The following is a 14,363-nucleotide window of genomic DNA, read 5'->3' as shown; positions in this document are numbered from 1 at the left end:
GATGCGCACAAGCGACGTTACGCAACTGATGGATCTGGCGCTGGGGCTGTGGTTTCCCTTCGTGCGCATTATGGCGTTTCTGCGCTATGTGCCGGTGCTGGATAACAGCGCCCTGACCGTGCGCGTGCGGATTATTTTGTCGCTGGCGCTGGCGATCATCATCACGCCGTTGATCCCCCATCCCATTCCCCATGATCTGCTATCGCTCAACAGCCTGATCCTGACGGTGGAGCAAATTTTATGGGGGATGTTGTTCGGGCTGATGTTTCAGTTTCTTTTTCTCGCGCTGCAACTCGCCGGGCAAATTCTCTCGTTCAATATGGGGATGAGCATGGCGGTGATGAATGACCCGAGCAGCGGCGCATCAACCACCGTGCTGGCGGAGTTAATTAACGTCTATGCGATCCTGCTGTTTTTTGCCATGGACGGGCATCTGCTGCTGGTAAGCGTGCTGTACAAGGGTTTCACCTACTGGCCGATCGGCAACGCGCTGCATCCGCAAACCCTGCGCACCATCGCGCTGGCCTTTAGCTGGGTGCTGGCATCCGCATCGCTGCTGGCGCTGCCGACCACTTTTATCATGCTGATTGTGCAGGGCTGTTTTGGCCTGCTTAACCGCATTGCGCCGCCGCTGAACCTTTTTTCGCTCGGCTTTCCTATCAACATGCTGGCGGGGCTGGTCTGCTTTGCCACCCTGCTCTACAACCTGCCGGATCACTATCTACATCTGGCGAATTTTGTCCTGCAACAGCTCGACGCGCTGAAAGGTCACTATGGCGGATAGCAGCAGCGAAGAAAAAACAGAGAAACCCTCGGCGCAAAAGCTGCGTAAAGCGCGTGAAGAGGGGCAACTGCCGCGCTCGAAGGATATGGGGCTGGCGGCGAGTCTGTTTGCGGCGTTTGTGGTGATCTCCAGCAGTTTCCCGTGGTATGCCGATTTTGTGCGCGAGAGTTTTATCAGCGTGCATCAGTACGCGCAGGAGATTAATAACCCGGAGGTGATCGGCCAGTTTCTGCGCCATCACCTGTTAATTCTCGGCAAGTTTATTCTCACCTTGCTGCCGATGCCCGCCGCCGCACTGCTCTCTTCGCTGGTGCCGGGCGGCTGGCTGTTTCTGCCGAAAAAAATCCTCCCGGATTTCAGCAAAATCAGCCCGTTAAAAGGCATTGGGCGGCTGTTTTCCAGTGAACACCTGGCGGAAACGGGAAAGATGACGGTGAAGTCGGTGGTGGTACTGGTAATGCTGTGGATTAGCCTGCGCAATAACTTTACCGCCTTTCTCGGCCTGCAGGCGCTGCCGTTCAAACTGGCGATGAATGAGGGGTTGTCGCTCTACGCCAGCGTGATGCGCAACTTTGTCATCCTGTTTATCTTCTTTGCGTTAATCGACGTGCCGCTGGCGAAAGCCCTGTTCACCAAAGGGCTGAAGATGACCAAACAGGAGCTGAAAGAAGAGTACAAAAATCAAGAAGGCAAGCCGGAAGTGAAAGCGCGTGTACGGCGGCTGCAACGGCAACTGGCGATGGGGCAAATTCGCAAAGTAGTGCCGAAAGCCAACGTGGTGATCACCAACCCGACCCACTACGCCGTGGCGTTGCAGTATGACCAGTCGCGCGCCGCCGCGCCGTTTGTGGTAGCGAAAGGCACTGATGAAATCGCCCTCTATATTCGCCAGGTCGCCACGGAGAATCAGGTAGAAGTGGTCGAGTTCCCGCGGCTGGCGCGCTCGGTTTACTACACCACCCAAGTGAACCAGCAAATTCCGTTTCAGCTTTACCGGGCCATCGCCCACGTTCTGACCTACGTCCTGCAAATGAAACACTGGCGCGAGGGCGCACAGCCGCGCCCGGCCCTGAACAGACATATTTCCATTCCCAAAGAGGTGCTTAAACTGGATGGCGAAAACAACTAAATCGTTCCTCGCGCTGCTGCGCGGCGGCAATCTCGGCGTGCCGCTGGTGATCCTGTGTATTCTGGCGATGGTTATTTTGCCGCTGCCGCCTGCGCTGCTGGATATTCTGTTCACCTTCAACATTGTGCTGGCGGTGATGGTGCTGCTGGTGGCGGTGTCGGCGAAAAGGCCGCTGGAATTCAGCCTGTTCCCGACCATTTTGCTGATCACCACTTTAATGCGCCTGACGCTCAACGTCGCCTCTACGCGCGTGGTGCTGCTGCACGGGCATCTCGGCGCGGGCGCGGCGGGTAAGGTGATTGAGTCGTTTGGTCAGGTGGTGATTGGCGGCAACTTTGTCGTCGGCTTCGTGGTGTTTATCATCCTGATGATCATCAACTTTATCGTCGTCACCAAAGGGGCCGAGCGTATTTCCGAGGTTTCTGCCCGCTTTACTCTGGACGCGATGCCCGGCAAACAGATGGCGATTGACGCCGATCTTAACGCCGGATTGATCAACCAGGCGCAGGCGCAAACCCGGCGTAAAGATGTTGCCAGCGAGGCCGATTTCTACGGCGCGATGGACGGGGCGTCGAAGTTTGTGCGCGGGGATGCCATCGCCGGGATGATGATTCTGGCGATCAACCTGATCGGCGGCGTCTGTATCGGGATCTTTAAATACAACCTGAGCGCCGATGCCGCCTTCCAGCAATATGTGCTGATGACCATCGGGGACGGCCTGGTGGCGCAGATCCCTTCCCTGCTGCTCTCCACCGCGGCGGCGATAATCGTCACCCGCGTCAGCGACAACGGCGATATCGCCCATGACGTGCGCCACCAGCTGCTGGCAAGCCCGTCTGTGCTCTTCACCGCTACCGGAATTATGTTCGTGCTGGCAGTGGTGCCGGGGATGCCGCACCTGCCGTTTATGCTGTTCAGCGCCCTGCTGGGCTTTACCGGCTGGCGAATGAGCAAACGCCCGCAGGCGGCGGAGGCGGAAGAGAAAAGCCTCGAAACGCTGACCCGCACCATCACCGAAACCAGCGAGCAACAGGTCAGTTGGGAAACCATTCCGCTGATCGAGCCCATCAGCTTAAGCCTCGGCTACAAGCTGGTGGCGCTGGTGGATAAAGCGCAGGGTAACCCGCTCACCCAGCGGATTCGCGGCGTGCGGCAGGTGATTTCCGACGGCAACGGCGTGCTGCTGCCGGAGATCCGCATTCGGGAAAATTTCCGCCTCAAGCCCAGTCAGTACGCCATTTTCATCAACGGCATAAAGGCCGATGAAGCGGATATTCCGGCGGATAAACTGATGGCCCTGCCCTCCAGCGAAACCTACGGCGAGATAGACGGCGTGCTGGGGAACGACCCGGCGTACGGGATGCCGGTCACCTGGATCCAGCCCGCGCAGAAAGCGAAGGCGCTGAATATGGGGTATCAGGTGATCGACAGCGCCAGTGTGATTGCTACCCATGTGAACAAGATTGTGCGCAGCTATATTCCTGATTTATTTAACTATGACGATATTACGCAGTTGCATAACCGTTTGTCGTCGATGGCACCGCGCCTGGCAGAAGATTTAAGCGCAGCGCTCAATTACAGCCAGTTGCTGAAAGTGTACCGGGCGCTGCTGACCGAAGGCGTTTCCCTGCGTGATATCGTCACCATCGCCACCGTGCTGGTCGCCAGTAGCACGGTGACCAAAGATCATATTCTGCTGGCTGCTGATGTGCGCCTGGCGCTGCGGCGTAGCATCACCCATCCATTCGTTCGCAAGCAGGAGCTGACGGTGTATACGCTGAATAATGAGCTGGAAAATCTGCTGACCAACGTGGTGAATCAGGCGCAACAGGGCGGCAAAGTGATGCTCGACAGCGTGCCGGTCGACCCGAATATGCTCAACCAGTTCCAGAGCACGATGCCGCAGGTAAAAGAGCAGATGAAAGCGGCGGGGAAAGACCCGGTGCTGCTGGTGCCGCCGCAGCTGCGCCCTTTGCTGGCGCGTTATGCAAGGTTGTTTGCGCCGGGGCTGCATGTGCTGTCGTATAACGAAGTGCCGGATGAGCTGGAGTTGAAGATTATGGGAGCGTTGAGTTGATTGGGGATTCTTTTCCATGCTTTGCACCATCTGACACCATTGATTGACGTCACACTGCAAACAGACTACGATGACACCATACAATGACGTCATGGATTGATAGTATGATTAAGGTCAGCGCGCTAGGCTCTCGTCATAGAAAAACATTCGACGATGTAATGACGGAGCCGCCAAAATCTGGAATTAAATGGGATGATGTTGTTGCACTCATTAAAGCGGTGGGTGGAACAATAAAAAATAACAATGGTTCCAGAAGGAAATTTCAGATTGGTACGACCAAATTCAGTACTCATGAGCCACATCCAAAGAATGTGATGGATAAAGGCGCAGTAACAGGTCTTAAGGAGTGGTTTGTTAACTGTGTAGGGGTAGATTATGAATAAAGCATCAAACATTATCACCATTAAAGGTCAACCGGCTGCAGTAACATTTGAAGCTGATATCAACGCATTTCGCGGCAAATTCCTCAATGTAAATGGTTATTGCGACTTTGTAGCGACAAGCATTGAGGCATTGTACCGGGAAGGTGAAAGTGCGCTGGATGAGTGGATGGCGGATTGTGAAGAGGACGGCATTGCCCCTTTTCGTGAAGAAGAAGAGCAAAAACGCCTGACGCTTCGTGTTCCTCATCACATCGATTCACGGCTGACCATTGTCGCCAGACAACATTCCATTTCAAAAAATCAGCTTATTGTTGATGTATTAGAACGTGAGTTTTCATCCCAGATGTAAACAGGTCGGATGCCATATGGCATCCGATTTTTTGCCTGATCGTCAGTATTCTCCATTTACAAAATCGTCTCTTCCGTCAAAATCCGCCGCGCGCCCAAAAAATGGTTCTGCCAGAAAGGTTCGGCTAACCGGCTTACCCGAATGGTTTCGCCGGTACGTGGCGACTCGATAAATTGCCCATCGCCCAGATACACGCCCATATGATCGGCTATCTCGCGGCTGTGGATATGGAAAAACAGCAAATCTCCCCGGCGCAAATCGTTGTTCGCCACAATCGTTGCCCGATGGTAGTGATACATCTCATTGGCCGTTCGCGGGAGCTTCGCATCGAGGATCTTGTTGTAGGCATAAAAAACCAACCCGCTACAGTCGAAGCCTTGATCGGGCCGCGTACCGCCCCAGACGTAAGGCTTGCCAATCTGCTGCTCCAGGCGGTGAATCGCCACTTCGGTAATATTGTGCAGATGGTCGCTGTTTAAGAAGTGGTTGTTTTCCGCCAGCGCCTGCCAGCGTCGGTCGCTCAGCTTCAGTGGGCCTGGGAACCACTCCGGGTGCTGTTTTATCTGTTCACGGTTGTGCTGGCGCAGCGCCCTTCTGCTTTCGGCATTGCCTTCCACAATGTAGCTGGCCTGTTTTTTCAGATGTGCCTGGTACAGTTTGAGTACCCGCGCACGGTTTTGCATCCGCAGGCGGGCGGCGTAGCTGAAAGAGATATGTGATGTGGTGGCGCTGGCAAGTAAAGGAAGCAAAAGGGACAAAGAAAACACGCCCAGGCGCAGCAATCTGTCGTGAGAGAACAAATACATGGAGGATATAAACCGGCTGAATGAAGATGAGAATATTAGAGGAAAGGAAGGAGAGGCGGGATTATTAATTGCTTATTTGCATATTACTATCGAGGTTTCATAACCTTAGGAAATAAGAAATAAACCGCTTTACATGCGCTTTTCGGACTTTTGAAAATCGTCACTTATGCTAAATTTGTAAACCCAACGCCGACAGGCTTGCGTAAAACTCTTTTGGTGATAATGTGAGCCTTCCAAATCCAGACTATTCCGATTTGGGATCTATTTTGCCGTCCTGGCGTGTGTAACCGTTTTATCAAGGAATAAGCAGTATGCGTAAAATCGCATTAATTCTTGCGATGTTGTTGATCCCGTGCGTTTCATTCGCCGGTTTGCTGGGCAGCAGTAGCTCTACCACGCCAGTGAGCAAAGAGTATAAGCAGCAGTTGATGGGATCCCCTGTCTACATCCAGATCTTCAAGGAAGAACGTACGCTCGATCTCTACGTCAAAATGGGCGAGCAATATCAACTGCTCGACAGTTATAAAATCTGTAAATATTCCGGCGGGTTAGGACCCAAACAGCGTCAGGGCGATTTTAAAAGTCCGGAAGGGTTTTATAGCGTTCAGCGTAATCAGTTAAAACCAGACAGCCGTTACTACAAAGCGATTAATATTGGTTTCCCCAATGCCTATGACCGTGCGCATGGTTATGAAGGGAAATACCTGATGATCCACGGCGATTGTGTTTCCATCGGCTGCTACGCAATGACCAATCAGGGTATTGATGAGATCTTCCAGTTCGTTACTGGTGCGCTGGTGTTTGGTCAGTCAAGTGTGCAGGTGAGCATTTACCCATTCCGCATGACCGACGCCAACATGCAGCGTCATAAGTATTCCAACTTTAAGGACTTCTGGGAGCAACTGAAGCCAGGCTATGACTACTTTGAACAGACCCGTAAGCCACCGACCGTTTCTGTGGTCAATGGGCGTTACGTGGTCAGCAAGCCGTTGAGCCACGAAGTGGTGCAACCACAGCTGGCATCAAACTACACGCTCCCCGAGGCAAAATAAGCGCCATTCGCCTGGCATAATCTTTTGCCAGGTTTCATTGCCCGTCAGCGGCTGTGTCGCAATCACCGTGACCACATCATTCGGTGTGGTCTGCGAGCTGAAGTCGATTTCCACATCCTGATCCAGCAACGTTGCCACGCCAAACGGCGCGCGGCGGGTGATCCAGTGTAAATTAGTCGAGCAATACGCCATTACATAGCGCCCATCCGAAAGCAGCATGTTGAAAACGCCCTTCTGCCGCAGTTCGTCCGCCAGTGAAGCGATATATTTAAACACTGCTGCCATGTTGCCCGGCGTGCGCGGGTAACGCTGCGTTAATTTATGCAGCAGCCAGCAGAAGGCTTTTTCGCTGTCGGTTTCACCTACTGGGCGGAAGTTGCCGGTTTCCAGTGATTTGTAGCCCGTCAGTTGCCCGTTATGGGCATAAGTCCAGTTGCGTCCCCATAACTCGCGGGTAAACGGGTGAGTATTTTCCAGTGCCACCTCGCCCCGATTGGCCTGGCGAATATGAGCCACCACCGAACAGGATTTTATCGGATAGTCCTGGACCAGTTTGGCGATGGGGGAATTAAAGCTGGGTTGTGGATCTTTAAATGTGCGACAGCCTTTACCTTCGTAAAAGGTGATGCCCCAGCCATCTTTATGTGGCCCGGTTCCACCACCACGCTGCACAAGCCCGGTGAAACTAAAGCAGATATCGGTAGGGACGTTGGCGCTCATCCCGAGCAATTCGCACATCGGTAACCTCCACAACAGCGGGAGCACATGGCCCCCGGCGAAGATTGATTTAAGAATTTTCAGGTCGGATGCGGCGTAAACGCATTATTCGGCCTACGGTTCGGGTACAGATTTGTAGGCATGATAAGACGCACCAGCATCGCATCAGACATCAGCGTACAAATGCCGGATGCGGCGTAAACGCCTTATCCGACCTACGCCAGACTTACTTAACCATCTCTTTTTCAATCAACTGGATCAGGATATGGATCACTTTAATGTGAATCTCCTGAATGCGGTCGGCATAACCAAAGTGCGGAACGCGAATTTCGATATCCGCCGTGCCAGCCATTTTACCGCCGTCTTTACCGGTCAGGGTGATCACTTTCATCCCCTTCTCACGCGCCGCCGCAATCGCTTTGATCACGTTTGCTGAGTTACCGGAGGTGGAGATCCCCAGCAGCACATCGCCTTCGCGTCCTACGGCTTCAACGTAGCGGGAGAAAATATCGTTGAAACCAAAATCGTTGCCAACACAGGTGATGTGGCTGACATCTGAAATGGCAATCGCCGGATAGCCCGGACGGTTTTCACGGTAGCGACCGGTCAGTTCTTCTGCAAAGTGCATGGCGTCGCAATGGGAGCCGCCGTTGCCACAGGAAAGCACCTTGCCACCGGCTTTAAAGCTGTCTGCTAACAGGACCGCCGCGCGCTGAATGGCGTGAATATTGGCGTCATCTTTTAAAAAGTTAGCCAGCGTTTCCGCCGCTTCGTTCAGTTCGTTACGAATAAGATCCTGGTACATGAGGATATCCTTCAGCATAAATGAATTAGACAAAATGCAGTGTACCGGATACCACCAAAAGCGAGAAGACCAGCGCGGTGGAATGACCAGGACTTTTTGACCCAAAGTGCGGATAAAAACAGCAACAATGTGAGCTTCGTTGTAATTATATTGTAAACACATTGCTAAATGTTTTTACATCCACTACAACCATATCATCACAAGTGGTCGGACCTCCTACAAGTAAGGGGCTTTTCGTTATGATGATTTTGAGTATTCTCGCTACGGTTGTCCTGCTCGGCGCGTTGTTCTATCACCGCGTGAGCTTATTTATCAGCAGTCTGATTTTGCTCGCCTGGACAGCCGCCCTCGGCGTTGCTGGTCTGTGGTCGGCGTGGGTACTGGTGCCTCTGGCCATTATCCTTGTGCCGTTTAACTTTGCACCTATGCGTAAGTCGATGATTTCCGCGCCGGTATTTCGCGGTTTCCGTAAGGTGATGCCGCCGATGTCGCGCACTGAGAAAGAAGCGATCGACGCAGGCACCACCTGGTGGGAAGGCGATTTGTTCCAGGGTAAGCCAGACTGGAAAAAGCTGCATAACTATCCGCAGCCACGCCTGACTGCCGAAGAGCAAGCGTTTCTCGACGGCCCGGTAGAAGAAGCCTGCCGGATGGCGAATGATTTCCAGATTACTCATGAGCTGGCGGATCTGCCGCCGGAGTTGTGGGCGTATCTGAAAGAGCATCGTTTCTTCGCGATGATCATCAAAAAAGAGTACGGCGGACTGGAGTTCTCAGCTTATGCCCAGTCTCGCGTGCTGCAAAAACTCTCCGGCGTGAGCGGGATCCTGGCGATTACCGTCGGCGTGCCGAACTCATTAGGCCCGGGCGAGCTGCTGCAACATTACGGCACTGACGAGCAGAAAAATCACTATCTGCCGCGTCTGGCGCGTGGTCAGGAGATCCCTTGCTTTGCACTGACCAGCCCGGAAGCGGGTTCCGATGCGGGCGCGATTCCGGACACCGGGATTGTCTGCATGGGCGAGTGGCAGGGCCAGCAGGTGCTGGGGATGCGTCTGACCTGGAACAAACGCTACATTACGCTGGCACCGATTGCGACCGTGCTTGGGCTGGCGTTTAAACTCTCCGACCCGGAAAAGCTGCTGGGTGGCGCAGAAGATTTAGGTATTACCTGTGCGCTGATCCCGACCACCACGCCGGGCGTGGAAATTGGTCGTCGCCACTTCCCGCTGAACGTACCGTTCCAGAACGGACCGACGCGCGGTAAAGATGTCTTCGTGCCGATCGACTACATTATCGGCGGGCCGAAAATGGCCGGGCAAGGCTGGCGGATGCTGGTGGAGTGTCTCTCGGTAGGCCGCGGCATCACCCTGCCTTCCAACTCAACCGGCGGCGTGAAATCGGTAGCGCTGGCAACGGGCGCGTATGCGCACATTCGCCGTCAGTTCAAAATCTCTATCGGTAAGATGGAAGGGATTGAAGAGCCGCTGGCGCGTATTGCCGGTAATGCTTACGTGATGGATGCTGCGGCATCGCTGATTACCTACGGCATTATGCTCGGTGAAAAACCTGCCGTGCTGTCGGCTATCGTCAAGTATCACTGTACCCACCGCGGGCAGCAGTCGATTATTGATGCGATGGATATTACCGGCGGTAAAGGCATTATGCTCGGGCAGAGCAACTTCCTGGCGCGAGCTTACCAGGGTGCACCGATTGCCATCACCGTTGAAGGGGCTAACATTCTGACCCGCAGCATGATGATCTTCGGTCAGGGGGCGATTCGTTGCCATCCGTACGTGCTGGAAGAGATGGAAGCAGCGAAGAACAATGACGTTAACGCGTTCGATAAACTGCTGTTCAAACATATCGGTCACGTCGGTAGCAACAAAGTTCGCAGCTTCTGGCTGGGCCTGACGCGCGGTTTAACCAGCAGCACGCCAACCGGCGATGCCACTAAACGCTACTATCAACACCTGAACCGCCTGAGCGCCAACCTCGCCCTGCTTTCTGATGTCTCGATGGCCGTGCTGGGTGGCAGCCTGAAACGTCGCGAGCGCATCTCGGCACGTCTGGGGGATATTTTAAGCCAGCTTTACCTCGCCTCTGCCGTTCTGAAGCGTTATGACGACGAAGGCCGTAATGAAGCCGACCTGCCGCTGGTGCACTGGGGCGTACAGGATGCGCTGTATCAGGCTGAACAGGCGATGGATGATTTACTGCAAAACTTCCCGAACCGCGTGGTTGCCGGGCTGCTGAATGTGGTGATCTTCCCGACCGGACGTCATTATCTGGCACCTTCTGACAAGCTGGATCATAAGGTGGCGAAGATTTTACAAGTGCCGAACGCCACCCGTTCCCGCATTGGGCGCGGTCAGTACCTGACGCCGAGCGAGCATAACCCGGTTGGCTTGCTGGAAGAAGCGCTGGTGGATGTGATTGCCGCCGACCCAATTCATCAGCGGATCTGTAAAGAGCTGGGTAAAAATCTGCCGTTTACCCGTCTGGATGAACTGGCGCACAACGCGCTGGCGAAGGGGCTGATTGATAAAGATGAAGCCGCTATTCTGGTGAAAGCTGAAGAAAGCCGTCTGCGTAGTATTAACGTTGATGACTTTGATCCGGAAGAGCTGGCGACGAAGCCGGTAAAGTTGCCGGAGAAAGTGCGGAAAGTTGAAGCCGCGTAATTGAATAACGGAGCCGAAAGGCTCCGTTTCTTTATCCGCTAATTATTTAAAATTAAAGCCATCCGGATGGTTTTCCAGGCTGCCGGTCAACGCCGCGAACAGCACCGTTTTACCATCAATCGAAAGCGCATCGTTCACATTCAGCCAGGTGAGTTTCTCTTGCGACGTTTTCTCATCAATAGTCGAGAACAGCCCCGTCATCTGATTAGATTTCTCGGACCACATCACAGCGATACGTTGCGAGCCACAGTCATGTGGTTTGCACGCGCTCATCACCTGATACGTCTCATCTCCCAATGTCACGGTTTGTGCGGGAGTATAAGTACCGCCTTTCACCACCCAGGCAGGCAGCTTATGCCCTTGCACCATCTGATTAAAAGCAGCTTTGGTGGTTTCGCCCTTTGCCAGGCTGCTAATAGTTAAATCATCCTGCGCCATTGCACTGGTGGCGATGACCAGAGCGGCGATTGTCGTTATTGCCTTAAACATCATTCCTCCCGAGCTTATCCTGCCCATGTTATTAACCTCCTAAAGCCTGGCGATAACACGATAATTTGCAAATCAGATATTTCCAATATCAGCATTTGTTATCAATTTATTCCGCAGTAAGGTAATAGCCTGATAAGGTGTTAAAGTTATAAAACCCTTCGCATAAAGGAGTTGTACACTGTGCCTGGTTTGAAGATTACGCTTTTGCAGCAACCGTTGGTGTGGATGGATGGTCCTGCCAACCTGCGTCATTTTGATCGTCAACTGGAAGGTATTACCGGGCGCGATGTGATCGTTCTACCGGAGATGTTTACCAGCGGCTTTGCCATGGAAGCGGCAGCTTCGCCGCTAGCACAAGATGACGTAGTGAACTGGATGACAGCCAAAGCGCAGCAGTGCAATGCGCTGATTGCAGGCAGTGTTGCATTACAAACGGAGTCTGGTTCGGTTAATCGATTTTTGCTGGTTGAGCCTGACGGCAAGGTGCATTTTTATGACAAGCGTCATCTGTTCCGAATGGCAGATGAGCATCTGCATTATAAAGCGGGCAATGCGCGAGTGATTGTGGAATGGCGCGGCTGGCGTATTTTACCGCTGGTGTGCTACGACTTACGTTTTCCGGTGTGGTCGCGCAATCTCAACGATTATGACCTCGCCATCTACGTTGCCAACTGGCCTGCACCGCGCTCTCTGCACTGGCAGGCATTGCTGACGGCCCGCGCGATTGAGAATCAGACGTATGTGGCGGGATGCAATCGCGTCGGCAGCGATGGTAACGGCTGTCATTATCGCGGTGACAGCCGGGTGATTAATCCACAGGGCGAGATTATCGCTACTGCCGACGCACATCAGGCTACGCGCATTGATGCGGAGCTGTCGATGGCTGTGTTAAGGGAATATAGAGAAAAGTTTCCGGCATGGCGGGATGCGGATGAGTTTAGGTTGTGGTGAGTGGGTGTTGTGTTTAAGACCGGGGAGGGTCGGGGTAAGACTACGAAAGCCCCTAACTTAAACACGATATTACGCCAGAAGTCACCATTTCCAAAACACAACGCCGTTGTACCGTGGGATATCTGCCCAACAGCAGCGACACGCCGGTGATCAAAATCAGCGCCAAATGGCTGAGAGAAGCGGGATTTGAGATCGGCACGGGCGTTACCGTGAAGATCCCGGAAGGTTGCCTGATCCTGCTTGCGGATAACAACGAAGTACAGGAACTGCGCCAGGAACTTTATCAGGTTAAACAGGCGGTTAAGGGGATGCGTGACGGGATGTTTAGTGTGCTGAACGAACGTTAAATAATAAAAAAGCCGGGAAGATTTAATCTACCTTTCCCGGCGATTAAGAAAGAGAAATATACTCCTCACTTTATTAATTATCTTACACAGAAACTATATAAAAAATCAGGATGTTCCATGCCGTAAAATATTTCGTGATCTATAAAATAAAAACCGAAGCTACACATTTCTACATCAAAACATTCAGGATAAATCTTCAAATGCTCTTTTATTAAGAAATCTAATAGCTGAGATGATTCCAGTATAACACCATAATTCCCTTTCTTTGTTCTATCAAACGGGTAAAAAAACAACAATTCGCCTGATGGAATACCATCTTTAAATAATTCATGGTATAACGTTTCCAACGCTTCAGTTAAAGAAGAAAACCCCTCCCAGTCAACGTTGCAACGGATATAGTTAACATCAATACCACTTTTATAAGCTTCTGCATGAATACAAACAGCTTCGCTTATAGGATTAATATGTAAGAATGGTAAAGCATTGTTAATAATCCCGGAGAATTCTGAATTATTTAACTCTCTAATATTTTTCATTTATTTGCCCGTAATTCTATATATATCATCTTCCAAAAAATATTTGGCGTTATGTATCACCTTGTTATCAGCGTCTTTTATTTGAATTTTAATATGTGGAGGCTCAAAACCACCGCTTGAAGATTTATGTCCTGTATTCGCCACCTCAATAACGACTTTATTTCCTTTTGCATCTACACCATCGAAATAATGGCTAATATTACCAAAACCATCCGGATTATTTTTTCTCAATGTAGCTTTATATCTTGAGATGTTATATCTGGCAACATAATCAAAGTCACGTTTATTCTTTAATAACCGAGAAAACATTCCCGGAGAACGCTCAAAATTACGATATTCAACGTTACCAACCTTTCCACAAGATAGCCCAAGAGGATCAATGTGGTTTACTGGATTCGGTGCATAAGCATAGAGGTTTATTCCCCCCGCCAGTCCTATCGGATCCTGGCTGATAAACCGCCCGCACTCCGGCGCATAATATCTGAACAGATTGTAATGCAGTCCTGTTTCTTCGTCAAAGTACTGCCCCGGCAGTCGCAGCGGCTGTTCAAAGTACGCCCCGCTGTTGCTGATGTCGCCCCGGTTTTCACCAAATCCCGCCTGGTAGCCTGCCCACACCAGCGTCCCGTCCGCTGTGGTCACCTCCTGCACCGTTCCCGTCAGGTCCGTGTGGTAATACCAGATTTTCCGGCTCTCTCCGCGCCCGGTGATGGCCGCCACCGGCGTGTACGGCTGTTCCGCGTCGTACAGGTATGTCCGCTTCCCCTGCCACGTTGTCTCCTGCAACAGCCGGAACCCTTCCCACACAAACGACGTCCGGCTTCGTTCTCCCCGGTCCGTATGGCGGCCATATGTCGCCTTGCTGATGCGCCTGCCCAGCGCATCGTACTGATACCACGTCTCGCTGTTGCTGCTGATGACTCGCGTTAACTGGCCCTGTGCGTTCCACTCCAGTTGCTGGTCCCTGCGTTCTGTCAGTTCGCCCCATTCGTTATAGCGGTAACGGTCACGCCCGTAGCCCGGCAGGCGGTTATCCGGCACCGCTCCCTGATACTCGTCCGTCAGCAGGTTGCCCGCTTTGTCGTAATAATAATGGTCATGGTCATACATCTGACCCGTGCGGCTAGTCAGCCAGCCGCTGCGGTCATAGCTGAACACCAGGCAACCGCGCAGTTTGTCATTGATGCCGCCAACTTCACCGTCCGCATTCCAGATATAATCCCGCGCCGTCACGCTGTCGTTCTGCGCCGGGGG

The 14,363-nt window shown here is 52.5% G+C and carries 14 protein-coding genes and 1 pseudogene; 9 read left to right on the top strand and 6 right to left on the bottom strand.

The window, feature by feature from the left end:
- Position 1 precedes the first annotated feature (1 nt).
- From fliR to FEK42_RS18845, 5 genes are all read left to right on the top strand, one after another.
- Positions 2 to 784: a flagellar biosynthetic protein FliR gene (gene fliR, locus FEK42_RS18865; protein WP_001260503.1), complete on the top strand. Its 783-nt coding sequence runs from the start codon at positions 2 to 4 to the stop codon at positions 782 to 784.
- Positions 774 to 1,913, top strand: a complete 1,140-nt coding sequence (locus FEK42_RS18860) for a flagellar type III secretion system protein FlhB (RefSeq protein WP_135491958.1) — start codon at positions 774 to 776, stop codon at positions 1,911 to 1,913. The genes fliR and FEK42_RS18860 overlap by 11 nt, the downstream gene beginning before the upstream one ends.
- Complete coding sequence (gene flhA, locus FEK42_RS18855; protein WP_138211919.1) at positions 1,897 to 3,990, top strand: flagellar biosynthesis protein FlhA; 2,094 nt, start codon at positions 1,897 to 1,899, stop codon at positions 3,988 to 3,990. Before FEK42_RS18860 ends, flhA begins: the two co-directional genes overlap by 17 nt.
- 104 nt (positions 3,991 to 4,094) lie before the next feature.
- The gene (locus tag FEK42_RS18850; protein ID WP_130209691.1) at positions 4,095 to 4,373 is read left to right on the top strand and encodes a type II toxin-antitoxin system HicA family toxin; all 279 of its coding nucleotides are present in this window, start codon (positions 4,095 to 4,097) and stop codon (positions 4,371 to 4,373) included.
- On the top strand, positions 4,366 to 4,722 hold the full coding sequence (locus FEK42_RS18845; protein ID WP_130209693.1) for a type II toxin-antitoxin system HicB family antitoxin: 357 nt from the start codon (positions 4,366 to 4,368) through the stop codon (positions 4,720 to 4,722). The genes FEK42_RS18850 and FEK42_RS18845 overlap by 8 nt, the downstream gene beginning before the upstream one ends.
- Positions 4,723 to 4,778: 56 nt before the next feature.
- Here FEK42_RS18845 and FEK42_RS18840 read toward each other — a convergent pair whose 3' ends face one another.
- On the bottom strand, positions 4,779 to 5,528 hold the full coding sequence (locus tag FEK42_RS18840) for a C40 family peptidase (RefSeq protein ID WP_135491957.1): 750 nt from the start codon (positions 5,526 to 5,528) through the stop codon (positions 4,779 to 4,781).
- A 311-nt stretch (positions 5,529 to 5,839) separates the two neighbouring features.
- Between FEK42_RS18840 and dpaA the strand changes: the two genes are divergently transcribed.
- Positions 5,840 to 6,580: a peptidoglycan meso-diaminopimelic acid protein amidase gene (gene dpaA / locus FEK42_RS18835; protein WP_001225684.1), complete on the top strand. Its 741-nt coding sequence runs from the start codon at positions 5,840 to 5,842 to the stop codon at positions 6,578 to 6,580.
- On the opposite strand, the gene FEK42_RS18830 is transcribed toward dpaA, so the two are convergent.
- Entirely contained in the window at positions 6,551 to 7,318 is a 768-nt protein-coding gene (locus tag FEK42_RS18830) for a class II glutamine amidotransferase (RefSeq protein WP_000333380.1), read from the bottom strand. The two genes, dpaA and FEK42_RS18830, sit on opposite strands and share 30 nt — an antisense overlap.
- A 205-nt stretch (positions 7,319 to 7,523) precedes the next feature.
- Positions 7,524 to 8,102 (bottom strand): D-sedoheptulose 7-phosphate isomerase, encoded by a 579-nt coding sequence (lpcA, locus tag FEK42_RS18825; protein WP_016159301.1) that lies wholly within the window; start codon positions 8,100 to 8,102, stop codon positions 7,524 to 7,526.
- Between the two features lie 239 nt (positions 8,103 to 8,341).
- Between lpcA and fadE the strand changes: the two genes are divergently transcribed.
- Positions 8,342 to 10,786 (top strand): acyl-CoA dehydrogenase FadE, encoded by a 2,445-nt coding sequence (gene fadE / locus FEK42_RS18820; RefSeq protein WP_000973094.1) that lies wholly within the window; start codon positions 8,342 to 8,344, stop codon positions 10,784 to 10,786.
- Positions 10,787 to 10,828: 42 nt separating this feature from the next.
- Here fadE and ivy read toward each other — a convergent pair whose 3' ends face one another.
- The gene (gene ivy, locus FEK42_RS18815; RefSeq protein ID WP_205713114.1) at positions 10,829 to 11,275 is read right to left on the bottom strand and encodes an Ivy family C-type lysozyme inhibitor; all 447 of its coding nucleotides are present in this window, start codon (positions 11,273 to 11,275) and stop codon (positions 10,829 to 10,831) included.
- Positions 11,276 to 11,455: 180 nt separating this feature from the next.
- Between ivy and yafV the strand changes: the two genes are divergently transcribed.
- Together yafV and FEK42_RS18805 are read left to right on the top strand one after the other, a co-directional pair.
- A complete protein-coding gene (yafV, locus tag FEK42_RS18810; RefSeq protein WP_135491955.1) occupies positions 11,456 to 12,226 on the top strand; it encodes a 2-oxoglutaramate amidase in 771 nt (256 codons plus the stop codon).
- Between the two features lie 86 nt (positions 12,227 to 12,312).
- A complete protein-coding gene (locus FEK42_RS18805; protein ID WP_276606388.1) occupies positions 12,313 to 12,573 on the top strand; it encodes a SymE family type I addiction module toxin in 261 nt (86 codons plus the stop codon).
- A 77-nt stretch (positions 12,574 to 12,650) separates the two neighbouring features.
- On the opposite strand, the gene FEK42_RS18800 is transcribed toward FEK42_RS18805, so the two are convergent.
- Together FEK42_RS18800 and FEK42_RS18795 are read right to left on the bottom strand one after the other, a co-directional pair.
- Entirely contained in the window at positions 12,651 to 13,109 is a 459-nt protein-coding gene (locus tag FEK42_RS18800) for a hypothetical protein (RefSeq protein WP_135491953.1), read from the bottom strand.
- Between the two features lie 330 nt (positions 13,110 to 13,439).
- Positions 13,440 to 14,363: pseudogene (locus tag FEK42_RS18795) on the bottom strand (RHS repeat-associated core domain-containing protein); the annotation flags it as partial.

The organism is Escherichia sp. E2748 (genome assembly GCF_005781125.1).
Taxonomy (GTDB): domain Bacteria; phylum Pseudomonadota; class Gammaproteobacteria; order Enterobacterales; family Enterobacteriaceae; genus Escherichia.
This window is presented reverse-complemented; position numbering and strand designations above follow the sequence as displayed.

Excerpts from the sequence above, each read along its gene's own strand:
- fliR (WP_001260503.1), top strand. The coding sequence starts at position 2 with ATGCGCACAAGCGACGTTACGCAACTGATGGATCTGGCGCTGGGGCTG.
- FEK42_RS18860 (WP_135491958.1), top strand. The coding sequence starts at position 774 with ATGGCGGATAGCAGCAGCGAAGAAAAAACAGAGAAACCCTCGGCGCAA.
- flhA (WP_138211919.1), top strand. The coding sequence starts at position 1,897 with ATGGCGAAAACAACTAAATCGTTCCTCGCGCTGCTGCGCGGCGGCAAT.
- FEK42_RS18850 (WP_130209691.1), top strand. The coding sequence starts at position 4,095 with ATGATTAAGGTCAGCGCGCTAGGCTCTCGTCATAGAAAAACATTCGAC.
- FEK42_RS18845 (WP_130209693.1), top strand. The coding sequence starts at position 4,366 with ATGAATAAAGCATCAAACATTATCACCATTAAAGGTCAACCGGCTGCA.
- FEK42_RS18840 (WP_135491957.1), bottom strand. The coding sequence starts at position 5,528 with ATGTATTTGTTCTCTCACGACAGATTGCTGCGCCTGGGCGTGTTTTCT.
- dpaA (WP_001225684.1), top strand. The coding sequence starts at position 5,840 with ATGCGTAAAATCGCATTAATTCTTGCGATGTTGTTGATCCCGTGCGTT.
- FEK42_RS18830 (WP_000333380.1), bottom strand. The coding sequence starts at position 7,318 with ATGTGCGAATTGCTCGGGATGAGCGCCAACGTCCCTACCGATATCTGC.
- lpcA (WP_016159301.1), bottom strand. The coding sequence starts at position 8,102 with ATGTACCAGGATCTTATTCGTAACGAACTGAACGAAGCGGCGGAAACG.
- fadE (WP_000973094.1), top strand. The coding sequence starts at position 8,342 with ATGATGATTTTGAGTATTCTCGCTACGGTTGTCCTGCTCGGCGCGTTG.
- ivy (WP_205713114.1), bottom strand. The coding sequence starts at position 11,275 with ATGTTTAAGGCAATAACGACAATCGCCGCTCTGGTCATCGCCACCAGT.
- FEK42_RS18800 (WP_135491953.1), bottom strand. The coding sequence starts at position 13,109 with ATGAAAAATATTAGAGAGTTAAATAATTCAGAATTCTCCGGGATTATT.